The sequence below is a fragment of the Mesorhizobium sp. ESP-6-2 genome, from assembly GCF_020164675.1.
Taxonomy (GTDB): Bacteria; Pseudomonadota; Alphaproteobacteria; order Rhizobiales; family Rhizobiaceae; genus Mesorhizobium.
The window spans coordinates 365696-384258 of sequence record NZ_JAIUGT010000004.1 but is presented as its reverse complement, the minus strand read 5'-3'; the positions used below and the strand labels follow the sequence as shown (position 1 = coordinate 384258).

General features: G+C 64.2%; 18 protein-coding genes and 1 riboswitch. Of the genes, 13 read left to right on the top strand and 5 right to left on the bottom strand.

Features of this window, described 5'->3' with window-relative positions; all coding sequences use genetic code 11:
* Positions 1-3: 3 nt before the first annotated feature.
* The 10 genes from LB532_RS14300 (at position 4) to LB532_RS14255 (ending at position 11478) form a co-directional block, all read left to right on the top strand.
* Positions 4-861: a carbohydrate ABC transporter permease gene (locus tag LB532_RS14300; RefSeq protein ID WP_140638530.1), complete on the top strand. Its 858-nt coding sequence runs from the start codon at positions 4-6 to the stop codon at positions 859-861.
* A gap of 4 nt (positions 862-865) precedes the next feature.
* Positions 866-1984 carry an ABC transporter ATP-binding protein gene (locus tag LB532_RS14295; protein WP_140638531.1) on the top strand — a complete coding sequence of 373 codons (1119 nt, stop codon included), beginning with the start codon at positions 866-868 and terminating at the stop codon, positions 1982-1984.
* A complete protein-coding gene (locus LB532_RS14290; protein ID WP_140638532.1) occupies positions 1981-3105 on the top strand; it encodes an ABC transporter ATP-binding protein in 1125 nt (374 codons plus the stop codon). The genes LB532_RS14295 and LB532_RS14290 overlap by 4 nt, the downstream gene beginning before the upstream one ends.
* Positions 3105-4658, top strand: coding sequence for an FGGY-family carbohydrate kinase (locus LB532_RS14285; RefSeq protein ID WP_140638533.1), 1554 nt, complete (start codon positions 3105-3107; stop codon positions 4656-4658). The genes LB532_RS14290 and LB532_RS14285 overlap by 1 nt, the downstream gene beginning before the upstream one ends.
* 10 nt (positions 4659-4668) lie before the next feature.
* On the top strand, positions 4669-5709 hold the full coding sequence (locus tag LB532_RS14280) for a 2-hydroxyacid dehydrogenase (RefSeq protein WP_140638534.1): 1041 nt from the start codon (positions 4669-4671) through the stop codon (positions 5707-5709).
* Between the two features lie 46 nt (positions 5710-5755).
* Positions 5756-7273, top strand: coding sequence for a glycerol-3-phosphate dehydrogenase (locus LB532_RS14275; protein WP_140638535.1), 1518 nt, complete (start codon positions 5756-5758; stop codon positions 7271-7273).
* A 48-nt stretch (positions 7274-7321) separates the two neighbouring features.
* Positions 7322-8263: a sugar phosphate isomerase/epimerase family protein gene (locus tag LB532_RS14270; RefSeq protein ID WP_140638536.1), complete on the top strand. Its 942-nt coding sequence runs from the start codon at positions 7322-7324 to the stop codon at positions 8261-8263.
* A 235-nt stretch (positions 8264-8498) separates the two neighbouring features.
* The gene (locus LB532_RS14265; RefSeq protein ID WP_181169295.1) at positions 8499-9332 is read left to right on the top strand and encodes a substrate-binding periplasmic protein; all 834 of its coding nucleotides are present in this window, start codon (positions 8499-8501) and stop codon (positions 9330-9332) included.
* A gap of 2 nt (positions 9333-9334) precedes the next feature.
* Positions 9335-10690 (top strand): dicarboxylate/amino acid:cation symporter, encoded by a 1356-nt coding sequence (locus LB532_RS14260; protein WP_140638537.1) that lies wholly within the window; start codon positions 9335-9337, stop codon positions 10688-10690.
* Positions 10687-11478, top strand: coding sequence for an aspartate/glutamate racemase family protein (locus LB532_RS14255; protein ID WP_140638538.1), 792 nt, complete (start codon positions 10687-10689; stop codon positions 11476-11478). Before LB532_RS14260 ends, LB532_RS14255 begins: the two co-directional genes overlap by 4 nt.
* Positions 11479-11499: 21 nt before the next feature.
* Here LB532_RS14255 and fba read toward each other — a convergent pair whose 3' ends face one another.
* Positions 11500-12564 carry a class II fructose-bisphosphate aldolase gene (gene fba / locus LB532_RS14250; protein WP_140638539.1) on the bottom strand — a complete coding sequence of 355 codons (1065 nt, stop codon included), beginning with the start codon at positions 12562-12564 and terminating at the stop codon, positions 11500-11502.
* A gap of 265 nt (positions 12565-12829) precedes the next feature.
* Here fba and LB532_RS14245 point away from each other — a divergent pair, with 265 nt between their 5' ends.
* The 3 genes from LB532_RS14245 to LB532_RS14235 are packed head-to-tail and all read left to right on the top strand — an operon-like array spanning position 12830 to position 14854.
* Complete coding sequence (locus LB532_RS14245) at positions 12830-13615, top strand: DeoR/GlpR family DNA-binding transcription regulator (RefSeq protein WP_140638540.1); 786 nt, start codon at positions 12830-12832, stop codon at positions 13613-13615.
* Positions 13616-13617: 2 nt separating this feature from the next.
* Positions 13618-14376, top strand: a complete 759-nt coding sequence (locus tag LB532_RS14240; RefSeq protein WP_140638541.1) for a triose-phosphate isomerase — start codon at positions 13618-13620, stop codon at positions 14374-14376.
* Positions 14377-14410: 34 nt separating this feature from the next.
* Positions 14411-14854, top strand: coding sequence for an RpiB/LacA/LacB family sugar-phosphate isomerase (locus tag LB532_RS14235; protein WP_140638542.1), 444 nt, complete (start codon positions 14411-14413; stop codon positions 14852-14854).
* Here LB532_RS14235 and dhaL read toward each other — a convergent pair.
* The 4 genes from dhaL to LB532_RS14215 form a co-directional block, all read right to left on the bottom strand.
* Positions 14851-15486, bottom strand: a complete 636-nt coding sequence (gene dhaL, locus LB532_RS14230; protein WP_181169296.1) for a dihydroxyacetone kinase subunit DhaL — start codon at positions 15484-15486, stop codon at positions 14851-14853. The genes LB532_RS14235 and dhaL overlap by 4 nt on opposite strands.
* Before the next feature lie 10 nt (positions 15487-15496).
* The gene (locus LB532_RS14225) at positions 15497-16504 is read right to left on the bottom strand and encodes a dihydroxyacetone kinase subunit DhaK (protein WP_140638543.1); all 1008 of its coding nucleotides are present in this window, start codon (positions 16502-16504) and stop codon (positions 15497-15499) included.
* Between the two features lie 77 nt (positions 16505-16581).
* Positions 16582-17055, bottom strand: coding sequence for a 6,7-dimethyl-8-ribityllumazine synthase (locus LB532_RS14220; RefSeq protein WP_140638544.1), 474 nt, complete (start codon positions 17053-17055; stop codon positions 16582-16584).
* 76 nt (positions 17056-17131) lie between these two features.
* A riboswitch (FMN riboswitch) is annotated at positions 17132-17279 on the bottom strand.
* Between the two features lie 58 nt (positions 17280-17337).
* Complete coding sequence (locus tag LB532_RS14215) at positions 17338-18528, bottom strand: MFS transporter (protein ID WP_140638545.1); 1191 nt, start codon at positions 18526-18528, stop codon at positions 17338-17340.
* Positions 18529-18563 lie beyond the last annotated feature (35 nt).

Sequence of the window (18563 nt, the reverse complement as noted above, 5' to 3'; positions counted from 1 at the left end):
GCCATGGAACACACCTCCCTTGTCGAACGCATCTTGCGCGGCGCGGCACTCACGCTGGTCGTGATCTTCTTCATGTTCCCGATCGTCTGGATCCTGATGATGTCGTTCCAGACCAACGAGACCATCCTGCGCATCCCGCCGCAACTCATCTTCGAGCCGACGCTCGCAAACTACACGGCACTGATCACGGGCAAACTGATGACGGCAGCCGGCACGCTCGACATCGCCTTCATGCGCAATCTGTGGAATTCGGTGTTCCTGTCGGTGACCTCGGTCGCGGTCTCGCTGCTGCTCGGCGTCCCGGCGGCCTACGCGTTCGCGCGGCACAAGTTCCGCGGCTCGGAGGACATCGCCTTCACGCTGCTGTCGTTCAGGTTTGCGCCGGCCCTGCTGGTGCTGTTGCCGCTCACGCTCTATTTCCAGAAGCTCGGGTTGGCCAACACCTATATCGGGCTGATCTGGGTCTACCAGCTGATCTGCCTGCCGCTGATCCTGTGGATCGTGCGCGGCTATTTCGAGGATATTCCCGCCGACATCGAATATGCCTATCGCATCGGCGGCCATTCCTGGTTCGCCACTTTCCGCAAGATCGCGCTGCCGCTCGCCGGCCCCGGCATTGCCGCTGCCGGCCTGCTCGCCTTCATCTTCGCCTGGAACAATTTCGTTTTCGCGCTGGTGCTGGCCTCGGCCGACAAGCAGCCGGTGACGGTCGGCGCGCTCGCCTTCATCACCTCCTCGGGCATCCAGTACGGCCAGATCTCGGCGGCCATCGTCCTGTCGATCACGCCGACTCTGGCGCTCGCCCTCTACGCGCAGCGCTATCTGGTCGAGGGCCTGTCACTCGGCGCGGTGAAGGGGTAGTTCCATGGCCAGCCTCGAACTCAGAAACCTCGTCAAGCGCTACAAGAGCCAGACCGTGCTCGACAATCTGTCGCTGACCGTCGCCGACGGCGAGACGCTTGTCCTGTTCGGACCCTCCGGCGCCGGCAAGACGGTGCTGTTGCGCCTCGTCGCCGGCGTCATCGACCCCGATGAAGGCAAGATCCTCATCGGCAGCGAGGACATGACCGATGTCGACGCTGAATTCCGTGGCGTCGGCATGGCGTTCCAGAACTTCGCGCTGTTTCCACATATGAGCGCATTCGACAACATCGCGACGCCGCTGGAGGCCAAGCGTTCGTCGCAGGGCGCGATCAAGGCCGGCGTTGAGAGCGTCGCCAAGCTGTTGAAGATCGCCCATGTGCTCTCCCATAAGCCGCGTGCGCTCTCCAATGGCCAGAAGCAGCGCACCGCGCTTGCCCGTGCGCTGGTCGGCTCGCCGCCGCTGCTGCTGCTCGACGATCCCTTGCGCAATGTCGACGCCAAGCTGCGTTTCGAGATGCGGCTCGAACTGCCGCGGCTGCTCGCAGACCGCGGCGCCACCGTCGTCTACGTCACCCAGGATTATAAGGAAGCCATGGCGCTCGGCGACCGCATCGCGGTCATGTCGCAAGGCGTCATCAGCCAGCTCGGTACGCCCGAACAGATCTATCGCGAGCCGGCAAATATCGAGATCGCGCGGCTGTTCGGCGATCCGACCATCAACCTGCTCGACGTCAAGCCGGCGCTTGGCGCCAAGGGAATCCATGTCGCCTTGTCCAATGTGCAGGTCCATCTCGGCGGGGCTCCCGAGACCGCGGTCGGCCGCGACTGCATCATCGGGCTCAGGCCGGAAGCACTGCATTTCGTCGGCGAAAATGAAGCGGGCGCCATTCCGGTGACGGTCGAGGCCGAAACGCCGCTCAACGAAAAGATCGTCACGCTGGTGCGCACGCTGCGCGGCCGCGAAATCCTGGTCTCGCGCCCGGCCGGAACACCGGGCCGCAGCGAAGGCAAGGCTTATATCGCCGTCGACGGCAAGAGCGCCCTGTTATTCGATCGCGCCAGCGGCGAGCGCATCGGCTCGAAGAACGTCGTCAGCTTGCGCAACGGAGAAGCGGCATGAGCGCGAGCGCACTCACCATTTCCGGTGTCGACAAATTCTATGGCCCGATCGACCGGGGCGTCCACGCCGTCAAGAAGCTGACGATGGAGATCGGCAAGGGCGAGATCGTGGCGCTGCTCGGTTCGTCCGGCTGCGGCAAGACCTCGACGCTGCGCATGATCGCCGGCTTCGAGGAGGTGTCGCGTGGCGCGATCTCGGTCGCCGGCCGCCAGGTGCACACGCTGCCGCCGGTCAGGCGCAACGTGGCGATGGCTTTCGAGGGCTATTCGCTCTACCCGCCGCTGACGGTGCGCGAGAACATGGCCTTCGCGCTCAAGGCGGCCCGGCTACCCAGAAGCGAGGTCGAGGCCAGGGTCGCCAGCATCGCCAAATTGCTCGAGATCGAGGATATATTGGAGCGTTACCCAAGTTCCATCTCCGGCGGCCAGCAGCAGCGCGCCAGCCTGGGCCGGGCGCTGATCCGCGACGCCGATTTGCATCTGCTGGACGAGCCGATGGGGCAGCTCGAACCGCAGCTCCGCGCCGTGCTGCGCGGCCGTATCAAGCATTTCATCAAGGAACGCGGCTTGACCGCGATCCTAGTCACCCACGACCAGACCGAAGCCAATGCGCTTGCCGACCGCATCGCGGTGATGGAAGGCGGCGTGCTGCAGCAATTCGATACGCCGGACAGGATCAAGGAGCGCCCGGCGAATCTGTTCACCGGCACCTTCGTCGGCGAGCCGCCGATGAACGTCTTCGAGGCCTATGTCGGCACGACCGCCGGCCGCATCAATCTCAGGCTGCCCGACGGCCTGTCGCTCGACTACGACAAGGACGCCTTCAGTGCTCCCGTCCGCGACCAGCTGCTCAGCCGCGAGCGGGTGGTCATCGGCATCAGGCCTTACGCGGTGCGGCGCTCGAAGGAGGGTGTTCCCGCCAGGGTCTCGGCCAACCAGTGGCTTGGCGACCAGACCCATATAGCGGCCGATTTCGCCGGCGGCTCGCTGGTCCTGGTCGAGCACGACCGCACCCGGCTGGATCTTGGCACGCCGATCAATGTCAGCATCGACCCGAAGAACCTGCATGTCTTCGACCAGGCGAGCGGCGAGGCCATCTCGCACGGCATGGAGCTCGCCTGATGCGTGATCTCTTGATCGGTATCGATGCCGGCACCTCCGTCATCAAGTCCATCGCCTTCGACACGAAAGGCCGGCAGATCGCCGCCGCGGCAACGCCGAACCATTACGAGACGCTGCCGGGCGGCGGCGCCGAACAGGATCTTGCGCGCACATGGGCCGATGCGGCGGCGACCTTGCGCCAGCTCGCCGACAAGGTGCCCGATCTCGCCGGCCGGACCGTCGCCATCGCGGTGACCGGGCAGGGCGACGGCACCTGGTTGATCGACGGCAAGGGCGAGCCGGTGGCAAAGGGCTGGCTCTGGCTCGACGCGCGCGCCGCCGGTGTCGTCGAGGAGATCCGCGCGCGGCCGGAGGACAGGCTGCGCTTCGAAAAGACCGGCAGCGGACTCGCCGCCTGCCAGCAGGGCTCGCAGTTCGTGTTCATGAAGCGCAACATGCCAGAGATGCTCGCCAAGGCGGCGACGGCGTTTCACTGCAAGGACTGGCTCTATTTCAAGCTGACCGGCGAGCGCGCCACCGACCCGTCGGAGGGAACCTTCACCTTCGGTGATTTCCGCACCCGCGACTATAACGAGGATGTGCTCGACGTGCTCGGCGTCGCGGACCTGCGGCATCTCCTGCCGCCGGTCACCGACGGCACGAGGCACAGTGCCGGTCTGTCGCAGGCGGCCGCCGCTGCGACCGGTATGCTTGCCGGCACGCCGGTCGTGCTCGGCTATGTCGACGTCGTCTGCACCGCGCTTGGCGCCGGCCTGCTCGACCGCGAGCGCAAGCCCGGCTGCACCATCATCGGCTCCACCGGCATGCATATGCGGCTGGCCGAGACGCCGGACGACGTGCAACTGAACGAGGCGGCAACCGGCTACACCATGGCCATGCCGGCGCCCGGCGTGTTCGCGCAGATGCAGTCCAACATGGCCGCGACGCTCAACATCGATTGGGTGCTTGGGCTGGCCTCCGGCATCCTCGCCTCGCAAGGCATCACCCGCAGCAATGGCGAGATGATCGCGCTCGTCGATACCTGGATCGCGGCCTCGCAGCCCGCCTCTCTGCTCTACCAGCCCTATGTGTCCGAGGCCGGCGAGCGGGGGCCGTTTGTCGATGCCAATGCGAGAGCCGGCTTCGTCGGCATTTCCTCGCGTCACGGCTATGCGGACCTGGTGCGCGCCGTCTTCGAGGGATTGGCCTTCGCCGCGCGCGATTGCTACGCCGCCATGGGGCCATTGCCGCGCGAGATCCGGCTGACCGGCGGCGCCGCTCGAAGCCCGGCGCTGCGCAAGATCCTCGGTGCCGCCGTCGGCGCAGACATCCGCACCAGCCAGCGCGAGGAGGCCGGGGCGGCCGGCGCGGCGATGATCGCGGCGGTCTGCGTCGGCCTGTACAAGTCGATGGACGAATGCGTCGCGGAATGGGTAACGCCGCTGCTTGGCGAGGCCGAGCCGAGCGATCGGAGCCTCGCCGCGATCTACGACAGGATGACCCCATCCTACATGTTGGCGCACCAGGCGTTGCGGCCGGTCTGGCGCGCGATGGCTTCAGTGCAGGCAAATTGAGAAGTCGAGTATGCCCAGGAAAATAGCGATCATTGGCGACAACTTCATGCTTCCGGAGGTGTTTCGCGCCAAAATCGAGAAGGTCGCGAGTGGTGACCTCGATGTGAGGACATTGCAGACGGCCTGGCCCGACGAGCCGATGGAATTCGGCGATCCGGCGCTCGGCCTCGACAAGGTCAAGGAGTATTTCGGCCGTCCCGACGAGGTCGTCGAGTTCATTGGCGACGCCGAGATCCTCGTCACCCAGCTTGCACCCTTGTCGGAGGGCATGATGCGGCGCCTGCCGGCGCTGAAGCTCGTCGCGGTGTCGCGCGGCGGCCCGATCAACATCGACATGGAAGCGGCCCGCACGCATGGCATCACCGTCGTCAATGTGCCCGGCCGCAACGCGACCGCCGTGGCCGAATTCACCATCGGCGCGATATTGGCCGAAACACGGCTGATCCGGGTCGGCCACGAAGCGCTGCGCAGGGGCGAGTGGCGCGGCGATCTCTACCGCGCCGACCGCACCGGCCGCGAGCTTAGCGAAATGACCGTCGGCGTAGTCGGCTATGGCAACATCGGCACGAAAGTGGTCAGGCTGTTGCGCGCCTTCGGCTGCCACGTCCTGGTCAGCGACCCCTATGTGCAGTTGAGTGCAGAGGATCGCAATGCCGGCGTCGAACTCGTCGCACTGGATGATCTCCTGTCCCGTTCCGATGTGATCACGCTGCATTCGCGGGTGACGCAGGAGACGCGCGGCCTCATCGGCAAGGACGCCATCGCGCGGATGAAACCCGGCGTGATCTTCGTCAACACGGCGCGTGGGCCGCTGGTCGACTATGACGCCCTCTATGAGGCCCTTGTTTCAGGGCAGATCGCCAGTGCCATGCTGGAGACGTTCGCGGTCGAGCCGGTGCCGTCGGACTGGCCCTTGCTGCGGCTCCCCAATGTGACGCTGACGCCGCATATCGCCGGTGCTTCGGTGCGCACCGTGACCTATGCGGCCGAGCAGGCCGCCGAGGAGGTGCGCCGCTACATCGCCGGGCTGCCTCCGGTCAATCCGTGCTGAGAGCGGCAGCCATGGCGTGCAAATCCGGCAGCGAGATCGTGATGAGATGAGCGGCGGACCCGAAATCGTCGATCTTTTCGTCATCGGCGGCGGCGTCAACGGCGCCGGCATAGCCCGCGATGCGGCAGGCCGCGGCCTCTCCGTCATTCTGTGCGAAAAGGACGATCTGGCGGAAGGCACCAGTTCGCGATCGGGCAAGCTCGTCCATGGCGGCCTGCGCTATCTCGAATATTATGAATTCCGCCTGGTGCGAGAGGCGCTGATCGAGCGCGAGGTGCTCCTGGAATCGGCGCCGCACATCATCTGGCCGATGCGCTTCGTGCTGCCGCACAGTCCTGACGACCGGCCGGCATGGCTGGTCAGGCTCGGCCTGTTCCTCTACGACCATCTTGGCGGCCGCAAGCGGCTGCCGGCTACCCGCACGCTCGATCTGCGTACCGCGCCCGAGGGCGCGCCGATCAAGGATGAATTCAAGCGCGGTTTCGAATATTCCGATTGCTGGGTCGACGACGCCCGCCTCGTGCTGATCAATGCGCTGGATGCGCGCGAGCGCGGAGCGAAGATCTTCACCCGAACCGCCTGCACCGCCGCCCGCCGGGAAGGCGGCCTCTGGTCGGTGGAGATGCGCGACGGCAAGACCGGCGTGAAAACCACGGTGCGGGCGCGTGCGCTGGTCAATGCCGCCGGCCCCTGGGTCAACGACATCATCAACCGCGTGGCTGGCCAGAACTCGACGCGCAATGTCCGCCTGGTCAAGGGCAGCCATATCGTCGTGCCCAAATTCTGGGAGGGGCGGCAGGCCTATCTCATCCAGAACAGCGACAAGCGGGTGATCTTCATCAATCCTTATCAGGGCGATCTCGCCTTGATAGGCACCACCGACATTCCCTATGACGGCCGACCCGAGGACGTGACGGCGGACGAGAGCGAGATCGAATACCTGATCAGGGTGGTCAACCGCTATTTTAAGCGCGGCCTCGCGCGCGGCGATGTCGTCTATTCGTTCTCCGGCGTCAGGCCGCTCTATGACGACAATGCCGACAACCCGAGCGCCGTGACCCGCGACTATATTTTCGAACTCGACGCGCCGGATGCAGAGGCGCCGCTGCTGTCCGTCTTCGGCGGCAAGATCACCACCTTCCGCAAGCTCGCCGAGCATGCGCTGGACAGGATCGCTCCGTTCTTCCCCCGGATGGGCAAACCCTGGACGGCGAAGGCCCATCTGCCTGGCGGCGACATCGCCAACGCCGATTTCGAACAGTTTCTTGGCGATCTCGGGCGGGAGTATCCATGGATGCCTGCATCGCTGCTCAAGCACTACGGCCGGCTCTATGGGACCAGGACACGCCTTCTGGTCGGCGCAGCCCACTCGCTAGCGGAACTCGGGCGATGCTTCGGCAAGGATTTCTTCGAGCGCGAGGCCAGTTACCTGTTCGAGCAGGAATGGGCTGAGACACCGGCCGACATTCTCGAACGGCGCACCAAGCACGGCCTGCATCTTTCCGCCGAGGAGAGATCGGCTTTCGAACACTGGTGCGCGGGCCGGCTGGCGAGGGCAGGGTGATGGCAATCATCGCCAATGTAGCGCGACAGGGCTGAGAGGATCGCGATCGTGGCATTCACGCTCTCCCTCAACACCAATCCGCTGGTCAACCGCTTTGCCGAGCCTGACGACCTGGTCGATACCATCGCCTACGACATCGGCATCAGGGACATTCAGCTCACGCATGAATTCGTCAATCCGGGCTGGCCGGCGGCGACGATCGTCAAATTCGTCCGCCTGTTTCGTGGCGCACTCTCCCGTACGGGCGTGCGTGTGACCTCAGGCATGACCGGTCCTTACGGCCGGCTCAACCATTTCGGCCATCCAGACGCCGACGTACGCCGCTACTATGTCGACTGGTTCAAGACCTTTGCCGACATCTCGGCCGAGCTTGGCGCCGGCGGCATGGGTACCCAATTCGCGATCTTCACCCATCGCGATTATGATGATCCCGCGCGCCGCGCGCGCCTGTTCGACATTGCACTGGAATGCTGGCGCGAGGTCGCCGAACACGCCCGCGCGGCCGGGCTTAACTACCTGTTCTGGGAGCCGATGTCGGTCGGCCGCGAGTTCGGCCACACGATCGAGAATTGCCGGCTGCTGCAGGATGCGATCGACGCGGCCGGCATGGCCATTCCGCTGGAGATGATGGTCGACATCGACCATGGTGACGTCACCTCCAGCAACCCGGCCGATATCGATCCCTATGCCTGGGCCGAGGCTTTCCCCAGGAAGTCGCCGATTATCCACATCAAGCAATCGTCGATGAACAAGGGTGGCCATTGGCCGTTCACCGCGGCTCACAACAGGGACGGCCGCATCACGCCTGAAAAGCTGCTGGAGACTGTGCGGCGCGGCGGCGGCACCGACAACGAGATTTGTCTGGAACTGTCGTTCCGCGAGCGCGAACCGGCCGACCACCAGGTGGTCGCCATGATCCGCGAATCGGTCGACTACTGGGCGCCCTCCATCGACACGGGCAGGCCTGATCTGTTGCCGAAAAACGGGTAGAAATCGGGGCGGGGAGCCGATGTCACTCGCGCCTGTTGACGGTCCAACCGGTTGGCCCACCAGCGAAGCAACCAGATATCCCAGACATTTTAGATAGTGCGAGTATTGCGGCAGCCTGCGCTGCTGATTGCTATAAAAGTACAATACGAAAGATACTTTTGTTTAACTTCGCCATGCATACTGCGAATTGGTCCGATTTGTTTGTCCGGCGTCCCTCGCCAACTAGAGAATCCGCATGTCGGTTACACGTCGCACGCTGCTCACGGCCGGAAGCGTCGGCTTGCTGGTCGCGCAAGCCCGGGCGGCCAACACTCCAGGACAGCAGGCGGAGATCGCTCCCGTTGTCGGCGACAATGCGCTGCGCATTGCAATGCCGGCCTTTTCCTCCGATCCATTCTTCCCGGCCGATGGATCGGGAGATAGCGGCATAGACATGGAACTGGCCCGCGGCATCGCAGCGGAGCTCGGCGTCGAGCCGGTGTTCGACCGATCCGCCGCAACGTTCGACGGCATGGTGAAACAGCTGACTTCCGGCCAGGCGGACATAGCCGTCGGCAAGCTCAGCCGAACCCTTCGCCGTGGCCGGTCAATCCTCTATTCCCGGCCCTATGCCATGCTGCACCAGGGCCTCATCGCCAATCGCCTCAATCTAGCGCGCATCGCGCAAGGCAAGCCACCCGAGCAGATCATCCGCGACTTCTCGGGCGATCTCGGCGTGATCGAGGGCTCTTCATTCGCAACCTATGCCGCGACGACGTTCCCGCATGCACAAGTTCATCGTTTCGCAGGCTGGGAGATGGTTGTCGATGCGATCCGCAACGGGACGATCGACATGGCGTATCGCGACGATTTCGAGATCAAGAAGCTGATGGTCGACGATCCGTCGATGACGGTCGCCGCTCGCTCGATCACGCTGACCGACAAGGTAGACACGATCGCAATCGGCGTGCGACCGGACAATCCGCATCTCGCGGCCTTTATCGACCTTTACCTCGATCTCGCGCGCGGTCAGCAGGTTCTCAACACTGACGAGATCATCGCGCGCTACCGGTTGGGGAGCAAAGCCTGACGATGGCCATCTCGGAAGCAGCCGGACCCTTGGCTTTCGACTGGCGCCTGGCGGCAAGGCGCATATTGCGCTCGCCCGCGACGACGATTGCGATGATCGGGGCGGGAATCCTTTGCGGCCTCTACTATCCAGCATTTGCCCATGCGATCAGCCCTGTGGCGCAGCTCTACCTGAATTTCCTCAAGATGGTCGTCCTGCCCTACCTGGTCTCGTCGGTCATCTTCTCGATCATGTCGATGGTTCAGGATCCGAACTCGGTCCGTTACCTGGGCCGGGTGGGTATGGCGGTGCTGGTCGTGTCATTCCTGAGCGTATTGGTGAGTGGCACCTACTCGCTTGTCCTTCAGCCGGGCCAGATCGAGAATCCTCAATCGCGCATCGAGCTTGGCGAGTTCATTAATTCGCAGGGTAGCGTATCCACCGATCTCGCATTCCCCTATCAACCGCCACCCAATGAGGGCGCCGACAACGGGCATTCGATACTGCTCGATCTTGTGCCGAACAACGTCTTCAGCGCGCTGGCCTCCGGTCAAACCATCCAGGTCCTGCTGTTCTGCCTGCTTTTCGGACTCGCGATGGGCAAGATTCCCCAGCCTTCGTCCATGAGCCTGTCTCAGGCGCTGAACGCCGTTTACCGGGCCTGCACGGTCCTTACCAACTGGTTCATATGGGGATTGCCGTTTGCAACCTTCATCCTGATCGCGGATCAGACCGCGTCGACCGGAACCAAGCCGCTCACGCTGATGGGCGGTTATCTGCTGGTGATGGGTCTTTCCTGCCTTACATTCGTCGCCGGCGCATTTGCCGTTATCGCCATCCGCTCTCGGCGAAGCTACTGGGCCACGATCAAGACCTGTCAGCCCCTTCTCATGGTCGCCATCACCACGCGCTCTACCGTCGCCTCGCTTCCGTGGGTCATCAACCTGCTGAGCGAGCGTCTGCGGTTCAGCCTCGTGGTCGTCGAACTGCTCGTGCCGCTGCAGGCGGCATTGCTGCGGACAGGCCCGGCGCTGCTTTACACGTCTGGTGTTCTTTTCATCGCTCAGCTCTACGGCCGTCCGCTGGCAATCCCCGACCTCCTGCTCGTCGGCATCACCTCGGCGCTTCTCGCGCTCACGACCGGCGGCATGGGCAGCCTGCTCATCCTGTCCCAGATGTCGATCGTCTGTGGCTACCTGAAGATTCCCTTCGAGGCCGCGTTCGCCCTGTTCGTCGCGGTCGACGCGGCCGTCGATACGTTCATGACGCTGTCCAGCGTCTGCACCGTAGCGGCGAGCACCGCAATGATCGCGCCCAGCCACAGGGAGACAACGCAGTCTGTCGAAGCGGCGTCGGAACAGCTCGAGCCCGTCCGATGATCGACCATGGCATCAGCCTCCAGCTCGGCGTCATCGGCGGCCTCGGGCCGTTGGCATCGGCTGACTTCTACTTCAAGCTGACCCGAATGACCCAGGCGTTCCGGGACAATGAGCATGTGCCGGCCGTCATCCTCAGCGTGCCACAGCTGCCTGACAGGACCGAGGCGATCCTTGCCGGCCATGACGGTCCGCTGCCGTCTTTGAAAGCCGCGGTCTCGACGCTCAATGCGCTCGGCGTTGCCTGTATCGCAATGCCGTGCAACACCGCCCATCATTGGTATGAGCAGCTGGCGGCGAGCTCGCAGGCGCGGATCATCCATATCGCCGACGCGGTCGTAGCTGAAACCCATCGTAGCCTGGGCCGAGGCAAGGTTACGATCCTCGCCACGCAGGGCACGCTGGTCTCCGGCTTCTATCGGGACAGGATGTCGGCGGCGGGATTTGAGCTCTGCTTTCCCGCTGTCACGGAATTCCAGGGTCGCGTCGATAGAGCGATCGGCCTCGTCAAGGGTGGTTCGATCGCGGAGGCGGCGAGCGAAACCGAGCGCGCGCTTGAAATCGCGCGATCGGCCGGCGCCGATACGGCCGTTCTCGGCTGCACCGAACTGTCGGTGGTGGCCGCCAGCCTCAACCCTACGAACGGATTGGTCGTCATCGACAGCAATGCAGCCCTGGCGCGAGCCTGTTTGACACGGTTGGGCTTCGCCGCGCAGGACGTTCCGCGACCTCGGCCGGTGTTCTCATCCCGTAAAGAGCTGGAGCGGTTCGGCGGTTCCATCCAACACTGAACCGCTCCGGGAACTGGTTGTTTAGCCGAATTTCGGATCGAGGCTGCCCGCTTTGTAGCGCTTGGCCATTTCCGAGACCGGCAGCGGTTTGATCTTCGGCGCATTGCCGGCGGTGCCGAACTGCTCGAAACGCTCCTTGCACAGCTTCCTCATCGCCGCCATCGCCGGCGTCAGATATTTGCGCGGGTCGAATTCGGAGGGGTTTTCCGTCAGCACCTTGCGGATCGCGCCGGTCAGCGCCATGCGGTTGTCGGTGTCGATGTTGATCTTGCGCACGCCATGCTTGATGCCGCGCTGGATCTCTTCCACCGGCACGCCCCAGGTCGGCTTCATCTGCCCGCCATATTTGTTGATGATCTCCTGCAGATCCTCCGGCACCGAGGACGAGCCGTGCATGACCAGGTGCATGTTCGGCAGGCGGCGGTGGATTTCCTCGATGACGTTCATCGCCAGCACCGCGCCGTCCGGCTTGCGCGAGAATTTATAGGCGCCGTGGCTGGTGCCCATGGCAACGGCCAGCGCGTCGACATGGGTGTCGCGCACGAACTGCTCGGCCTGCACCGGATCGGTGAGCAATTGGTCGTGGCTGATCGCACCTTCGACGCCGTGGCCGTCCTCCTGCTCGCCGCCGCCGCTCTCCAGCGAGCCCAGAACGCCGATCTCGCCTTCGACCGAAACGCCGCCCCAATGCGCCATGTCGACGACGCGCCTGGTGATGCCCGAATTATAGACGTAGTCGGCCGGCGACTTGCCGTCCTCCTTGAGTGATCCATCCATCATCACCGAGGTGAAACCATGCTGGATCGCGGTGACGCAGGTGGCCTCGTTGTTGCCGTGGTCGAGATGCATGCAGACCGGGATGTCGGGATGGATCTCCACCAGCGCATCGATCAGCTTGGCCAGCACCACGTCATTGGCATAGGCACGCGCACCGCGGCTTGCCTGCAGGATGACCGGCGACTTGGTCTCTTCCGCCGCCTCCATGATGGCGAGGCCCTGTTCCATGTTGTTCATGTTGAAGGCCGGCACGCCATAGCCGTATTCGGCGGCGTGATCGAGCAATTGTCTCAGTGTGATGCGAGCCAACGAATAGTCTCCCGTATCTGGTTTCGAACCTGTGGTTGCGGGCTGTCCGCGCATCGGTCCAGCCCACCGATGCTTCTGGCCGGATTTCCGTGCAACCGCAACCGTCAGACGCCGTCCCAGCAGCAATTCTTGTTACAGCGTCGTGATGAAAGCCGGGGGAATATCCCAGCAAAATATCTCATTATATCAAAAATCATGATAGTTTCAGGAAGAAATATGTTATCTTTATCGAGAAGCCAGCGTCGGTTGGCGGATATCGGCAGCAATGAAGAGCGATAACAGGCGTCAAGGCATCATGGACTTTCTGATGGACGTCGGCGCGGCGAGCGTCGACGATCTTGCCTCACGCTTTGGCGTCTCCAGGATGACGGTGCATCGTGATCTCGACGACCTTGAGGAGAGCGGTTTCCTGCGCAAGGTGCGTGGCGGCGCTTCGATCCAGCCGAGCGGTCTCTTCGAAAGCGATTTTCGTTACCGGCAGAAGCAGGCGACAGGAGAAAAGCAGCGTCTTGCGGCGGCCGCCGTGGCGATGATCGAACCCGGCCAGACTGTCATCATCGACGACGGCTCGACGGCTGGCGGCATCGCGCGGCACCTCGCCGATTTCAGGCCGCTGACGGTGATCTCCAATAATCTGGCCGTCATCCAGGATCTGGCCGGCGCCGGGGGCATCGACCTGATTGCGCTCGGCGGCCATTACAGCAAGAAGTTCCACGGCTTCTTCGGCCTGCTCGCCGAGGCTTCGCTGAGATCGTTACGCGCGGACGTCGCCTTCTTGTCGTCATCGGCTATCCACGGCGCCTCCGCTTTCCACCAGGACCAGGAGGTGGTGCAGATCAAGCGGCTGATGATGGAAGCGGCGACGCGCAAATATCTGCTGGTCGATCACGGCAAATTCGGCCGCACGGCGCTGCATTTCCTGACTGACCTCGAGGCCTTCGATGCCGTCTTCACCGGGTGCGAACCTGAGCCGGGAATGCGCGCCGCACTGGATGCCGCCGGCGTTTCGTTGGCGGTGGTCGCCAACAAGGATGAGGATCAAGGAGCGTAGGCGTGGTTTACTGGGTCGGTACAAGCTGGAAGATGAACAAGACGCTGGCCGAGGCGCTGGATTTCGCCGGGGTGTTGGCCGGCTTCGTGCCAGGCTTCGACGAGCGCATCCAGCCTTTCGTCATCCCGCCTTTCACGGCAGTGCGCGAGGTCAAGCAGGCGCTGTCGTCGACGCGGGTCAAGGTCGGTGCCCAGAACATGCACTGGGCCGACGCCGGCGCCTGGACCGGGGAGATCTCGCCGCTGATGCTGAGCGACTGCGGTCTCGACATGGTCGAACTCGGCCACAGCGAACGGCGCGAGCATTTCGGCGAGACCGATCGCACCGTCGGTCTGAAGACGGCGGCCGCCGTCAAGCACGGACTGATACCGCTGATCTGCGTCGGCGAGACGCTGGCGGAGCGCGAAAGCGGCAAGGCGGATGCGGTATTGATCAGCCAGGTCGCGGGTGCCTTGCAGTTCCTCGAAGGCGAGGCGAAGGCGGCAAAAATTCTGTTTGCCTATGAGCCGGTCTGGGCGATCGGCGACAAGGGTATTCCGGCCAGCTCCGCCTATGCCGACAAACAGCAGGCGCTGATCAAGAAAGTGGCCGGCGGCCTGCTGCCGTCCATCCCGCCGGTGCTCTATGGCGGCAGCGTCAATCCCGGCAATGCGGCCGAGCTGATCGGCCAGCCCAGCATCGATGGTCTCTTTATCGGCCGCTCGGCCTGGCAGGCGGAGGGCTATATCGACATCCTCAGGCGCGCCTCGGCGGCGATCTGAACAAACGAAATCCCATTCAAGAAAGGACACGACCATGAAAATAGCCATTGGAGCCGACAGCGCCGGCAAGCCGCTGCTCGATGTCATCGCCGCGCATCTCGCGACAAAGTCCGGCCTCACCGTCAGCGACCTCAGCCAGGCCGGCTTTTATGCCGACCTGTCGCAAAAGCTCGCCCAGACGATCGTCGACGGCGAGAACGACCGCGGTATCCTGTTCTGCGGCACCGGCATCGGCGTCTCGATCTCGGCCAACAAGGTGCCCGGCATCCGCGCCGCACTCACCCACGACACCTATTCCGCCGAGCGCGCCGCCAAATCCAACAACGCGCAGATCATCACCATGGGCGCCCGGGTCATCGGCCCGGAACTCGCCAAGGCGATCGTCGATACCTGGTTGGCCTCGGAGTTCGACGAGAGGGGACCGTCGGCCGGCAATGTCCAGGCGATCAACAAGCTCGATGAAGCGAAGCAGGCCTAAGCCAGGCTTTCGCGCAACGCCTCGATGACGGTCACGGCCGAGGCGGCGCCGGGGTCGATATGGCCGAGCGAGCGTTCGCCGAGCCGCGAGGAGCGGCCCTTGGCGGCGATCATGTCCTTGGTCGCCTCCGCCCCCCGGCGCGCCGCGCCCACTGCCGCGTCGAGGCTTTCGGCAAGGCCCTTTCCGGCCGCATTGCTGGCGCCGGCCGCTTCCGCCGCCGGCAACCAGGCGTCGATCATCGTCTTCTCGCCGATCTCGGCCTTGCCGCGATCGCGGATGCCTTGCGCCATCGCCTGGAACAGCGCGACGACATCCGCATCGGCTAGCGTGGTCTTGCCCTTGACGGCAGCGGCGGCGCGCATGAAGGCGGTGGCATAGAGCGGGCCAGACGACGCGCCGACCGCGTTGAGGAACGATTTAGCCGCCATGTTGAGAAGCGCGGTCGGCTCGGTCGCCGCCAGGTCGAGTGGCGCCAGCGCGTCGCGCACCGCGTTGAAGCCGAGCGCCATGGCGATACCGTGATCGGCGTCGCCGATGACGCCGTCGAGGTGGCAGAGCCGGTCCTTGTCGGCTTCGATCGCTACCGCGATCGCATCGAACATTCTCTTCAGGTCAGCGCTATCGATGCTCACGGATCACTCCTCAGCCGGCGCGGAACATGGCGCAGTCGCACGGATGGTCGAGCATGGTCTGCAACTCGCCATCGAGATGAAACAGCGTCACCGAGGCGCCGGCCATTTCGAGCGACGTGCAATAATTGCCGACCCAGGTCGCATGGATGGAAACGCCGATGTCGTCGAGACGCTGCTTGACGCGACGGTTCATGATGTAGAGTTCCATCAGCGGTGTCGAGCCCAGCGAATTGACCAGCACCGCGACCTTGTCGCCGCGTTGCGGCGCCATCTCGGCAAGGATCTTGTCCAGCATCTCGTCGGTGATCTCATCGGCGGTCCCGAGCTTGCCGCGCGCGATGCCCGGCTCGCCATGGATGCCCATGCCGATCTCCATCTCGTCGGCGCCGATCTCGAAATTCGGCCGCCGGGTCTGCGGCAGCGAGCAGGGCGACAGCGCCACGCCCATGGTGAAGGTATGGTCGTTGGCCTTGCGCGCGATGCGCTCGCATTCGTCGAAAGAGAACATGCGGTCACAGGCCGCGCCGGCCGCCTTGAAGACGAAGAAATTGCCGGCGACTCCGCGGCGCTTCTGCCGCTGGTCGCGCGGTGCCGAGGCGACATCGTCGGTGGTCAGCACCGTGCGCACCTCGATGTCGTCCATGGCGGCCATTTCGGCCGCCATATCGAAATTCATCACGTCCCCGGCATAGTTGCCGTACGTGAACAGGACACCGGCGCCGCCGTTCGCCGCCTTGGCGCATTCAAGGATGGGATCGGGTGGCGGCGAGGCAAAGACATTGCCGATCGCCGCCGCATCCGCCAGGCCCTTGCCGACAAAGCCGAGGAAGGTCGGCTCATGGCCCGAACCGCCGCCGACGACGAGCCCGACCTTGCCGGGACGCGGTCCGTTGCGGGCGATGATCGAGCGCGGGCTGCCGTCCGCGCTCCTGAGATGGTGGGGATGCGCGGCCAGAATCCCCTCTAGCATCTCGTCGACGGCACGGTTGCCGTCATTGATGATCTTCTTGGTCTGCACCGGCATCCTCCCGAACTCGGCATTTTCCCGAGATACTACAGGCTGTTACCGGGATTTCCACCCCGCTCTCGGCTGTTTCAGGCGGCGATGTGCTTTCGCGCCGCCAGGATCTGGACGCATGCGCCGGCCGCTTCCTTGCCCTTCACCTGGAAGTGCTCGAGGAAGAAGCGGTGGTGCTCGGCGCTGTCGTGATAATTGTGCGGCGTCAGTACCGCCGAAAGCACCGGCACGCCGGTTGCCAACTGCACGTTCATCATGCCGTCGATGACGGCGCCGGCGACGAACTCATGCCGGTAGATGCCACCATTGACGACGAAGGCAGCGCCGAGGATCGCGGCGTAGCGACCCGTCTCGGCCAAAGTCTTGGCGTGCAGCGGGATCTCGTAGGCGCCGGGCACGTCGAAGATTTCGACAGCAAAGCGGCCGTTGCCCAGTGCTGCAAGCTCTGCCTCGAAGGCAGCGACACACTGGTCGACGATATCCGCGTGCCAGCGCGCCCTGACAACGGCAATGCGGGTCGTTTCATAGTCTTTGTGGGAATGCTGATTCATGGGTCCATCCTTCCGTTTCGAACCAGAATCAGGACGCACGATACGAAAACCGGCCGCCGGGGCGGTCCGTCTTCCGTTTCGTTCTCTTCCATCCGGACTGTAACCGTCGGCTCCGGAATTGCACCGGATCTGCTGACCCTTCCGGTTTTGCCGGAAAGCGCTCGCGGGCTCCGGCCGAAACCGTCACCGCCGGTGGGGACTTTCACCCCGCCCTGAGAACATTAACGGCTTTGTATGGAAGGGAGGGGCGCCGCTGTCAACCATGCGAAGGCTGGTGGCCCATTACGTCCTGTGTGGCTGGCGCGGGCGCCATGCCGCGGCCGAGGCCGCCACCAGCATGAGCAACGCCGCCACCATCGCCGACGCGGCAAAGCCGAAACCGGAATATAGCGGCCCGAAGCCGGTGGTGCCGACAAAGACCGCCAGATATGTCACCGCGCTGTTCAGGCCCATGATCGTGCCGCGCCGCGACGGATCGAGCGCCGAGAGGCGCATCACCAGCACGTTCAAACCGAAATGATTGGCAAGACCCCAGGCCGCCACCATCGCGAGCGTCAGGCCATAGCTGTTGCTTGTCGCGGCGATCGCGACGTAGACGATGGCGACGAGCAGGTAAGCGAAGGGCATGACGCGGCGGGCCCCCAGGCGATCGATGATGCCGTCGAAGAGCGCCGCCGTGCCGAACCCGGCGCCATAGGCGAGTGCGGCCAGGCCGTTGGCGCTGACCGGCTGGCCCAGCCCGCTGTGGAGATGGTCGCCAAGATAGCCGTAGACACCGTAGAAGGCGGTCATGAAGGCGCCGCAGGCGATCAGCAGCGGCACGATGCCGGGGGTGCCGAGCGCCTCGAGCGGCGCCGGCGCCGGGCCGGCCTTCCTGACATCCGGGAGTGACGATGCGGTGAGGCTGCCAAGCGCCATCGCCGCCAGCAGCGCCACGGCGGCGAAGACGGCCCGCCAATGCACCAGATCGGCAAGCACCGCCGACAACGAAACGCCGGCCACCATGCTCAGTGTCCACCCTGTCAGCACGACGCCGATCGTTCCGCTTTCCCGTCCGGGCGGGGCGATGGCCGCGGAACTGGCATAGATTGCCGGCATGGCGACGCCGGCGGCGATGCCGGCGAGAAGCTGCGCGGCGACCAGTGCCGTCACCGTCGGCGCCGCGGCGCTCGCGACAAGCGCCAATGCCAGCAGCAGCAAGGCCGCCTGCAGCATCCGGCGCGCGCCGATCCGGTCGATGTAGCGCGCCAGGAACAAGGCGCTCGCCGAGGTGCCGAGGCCGAAGGCGGCGGCCCCCATCATCACGACAGGCACGCTGGTCGCGAACGACACGGCCACGGCAGGGGCAATCGGACCCAGCACCAGGGAGTTCGAGCCGATCACGGCGATGCATCCGGTCAAGAGATAGGCCAGCGCCGGGATGGGCGGCCGGGCGTTCGCACCAAGGGTTGCTGCTTGATCACTGTTCGACATATCTTCATAATGGCCGTATTTTATTCGGCGGCAAT

What these genes read in the sequence shown, in the direction of transcription:
- LB532_RS14295 (WP_140638531.1), top strand. Translation starts at nt 866, where the DNA reads ATGGCCAGCCTCGAACTCAGAAACCTCGTCAAGCGCTACAAGAGCCAG.
- LB532_RS14260 (WP_140638537.1), top strand. Translation starts at nt 9,335, where the DNA reads ATGGCCATCTCGGAAGCAGCCGGACCCTTGGCTTTCGACTGGCGCCTG.
- LB532_RS14285 (WP_140638533.1), top strand. Translation starts at nt 3,105, where the DNA reads ATGCGTGATCTCTTGATCGGTATCGATGCCGGCACCTCCGTCATCAAG.
- LB532_RS14265 (WP_181169295.1), top strand. Translation starts at nt 8,499, where the DNA reads ATGTCGGTTACACGTCGCACGCTGCTCACGGCCGGAAGCGTCGGCTTG.
- LB532_RS14255 (WP_140638538.1), top strand. Translation starts at nt 10,687, where the DNA reads ATGATCGACCATGGCATCAGCCTCCAGCTCGGCGTCATCGGCGGCCTC.
- LB532_RS14220 (WP_140638544.1), bottom strand. Translation starts at nt 17,055, where the DNA reads ATGAATCAGCATTCCCACAAAGACTATGAAACGACCCGCATTGCCGTT.
- LB532_RS14300 (WP_140638530.1), top strand. Translation starts at nt 4, where the DNA reads ATGGAACACACCTCCCTTGTCGAACGCATCTTGCGCGGCGCGGCACTC.
- LB532_RS14275 (WP_140638535.1), top strand. Translation starts at nt 5,756, where the DNA reads ATGAGCGGCGGACCCGAAATCGTCGATCTTTTCGTCATCGGCGGCGGC.
- LB532_RS14245 (WP_140638540.1), top strand. Translation starts at nt 12,830, where the DNA reads ATGAAGAGCGATAACAGGCGTCAAGGCATCATGGACTTTCTGATGGAC.
- LB532_RS14235 (WP_140638542.1), top strand. Translation starts at nt 14,411, where the DNA reads ATGAAAATAGCCATTGGAGCCGACAGCGCCGGCAAGCCGCTGCTCGAT.
- LB532_RS14290 (WP_140638532.1), top strand. Translation starts at nt 1,981, where the DNA reads ATGAGCGCGAGCGCACTCACCATTTCCGGTGTCGACAAATTCTATGGC.
- LB532_RS14215 (WP_140638545.1), bottom strand. Translation starts at nt 18,528, where the DNA reads ATGTCGAACAGTGATCAAGCAGCAACCCTTGGTGCGAACGCCCGGCCG.
- LB532_RS14280 (WP_140638534.1), top strand. Translation starts at nt 4,669, where the DNA reads ATGCCCAGGAAAATAGCGATCATTGGCGACAACTTCATGCTTCCGGAG.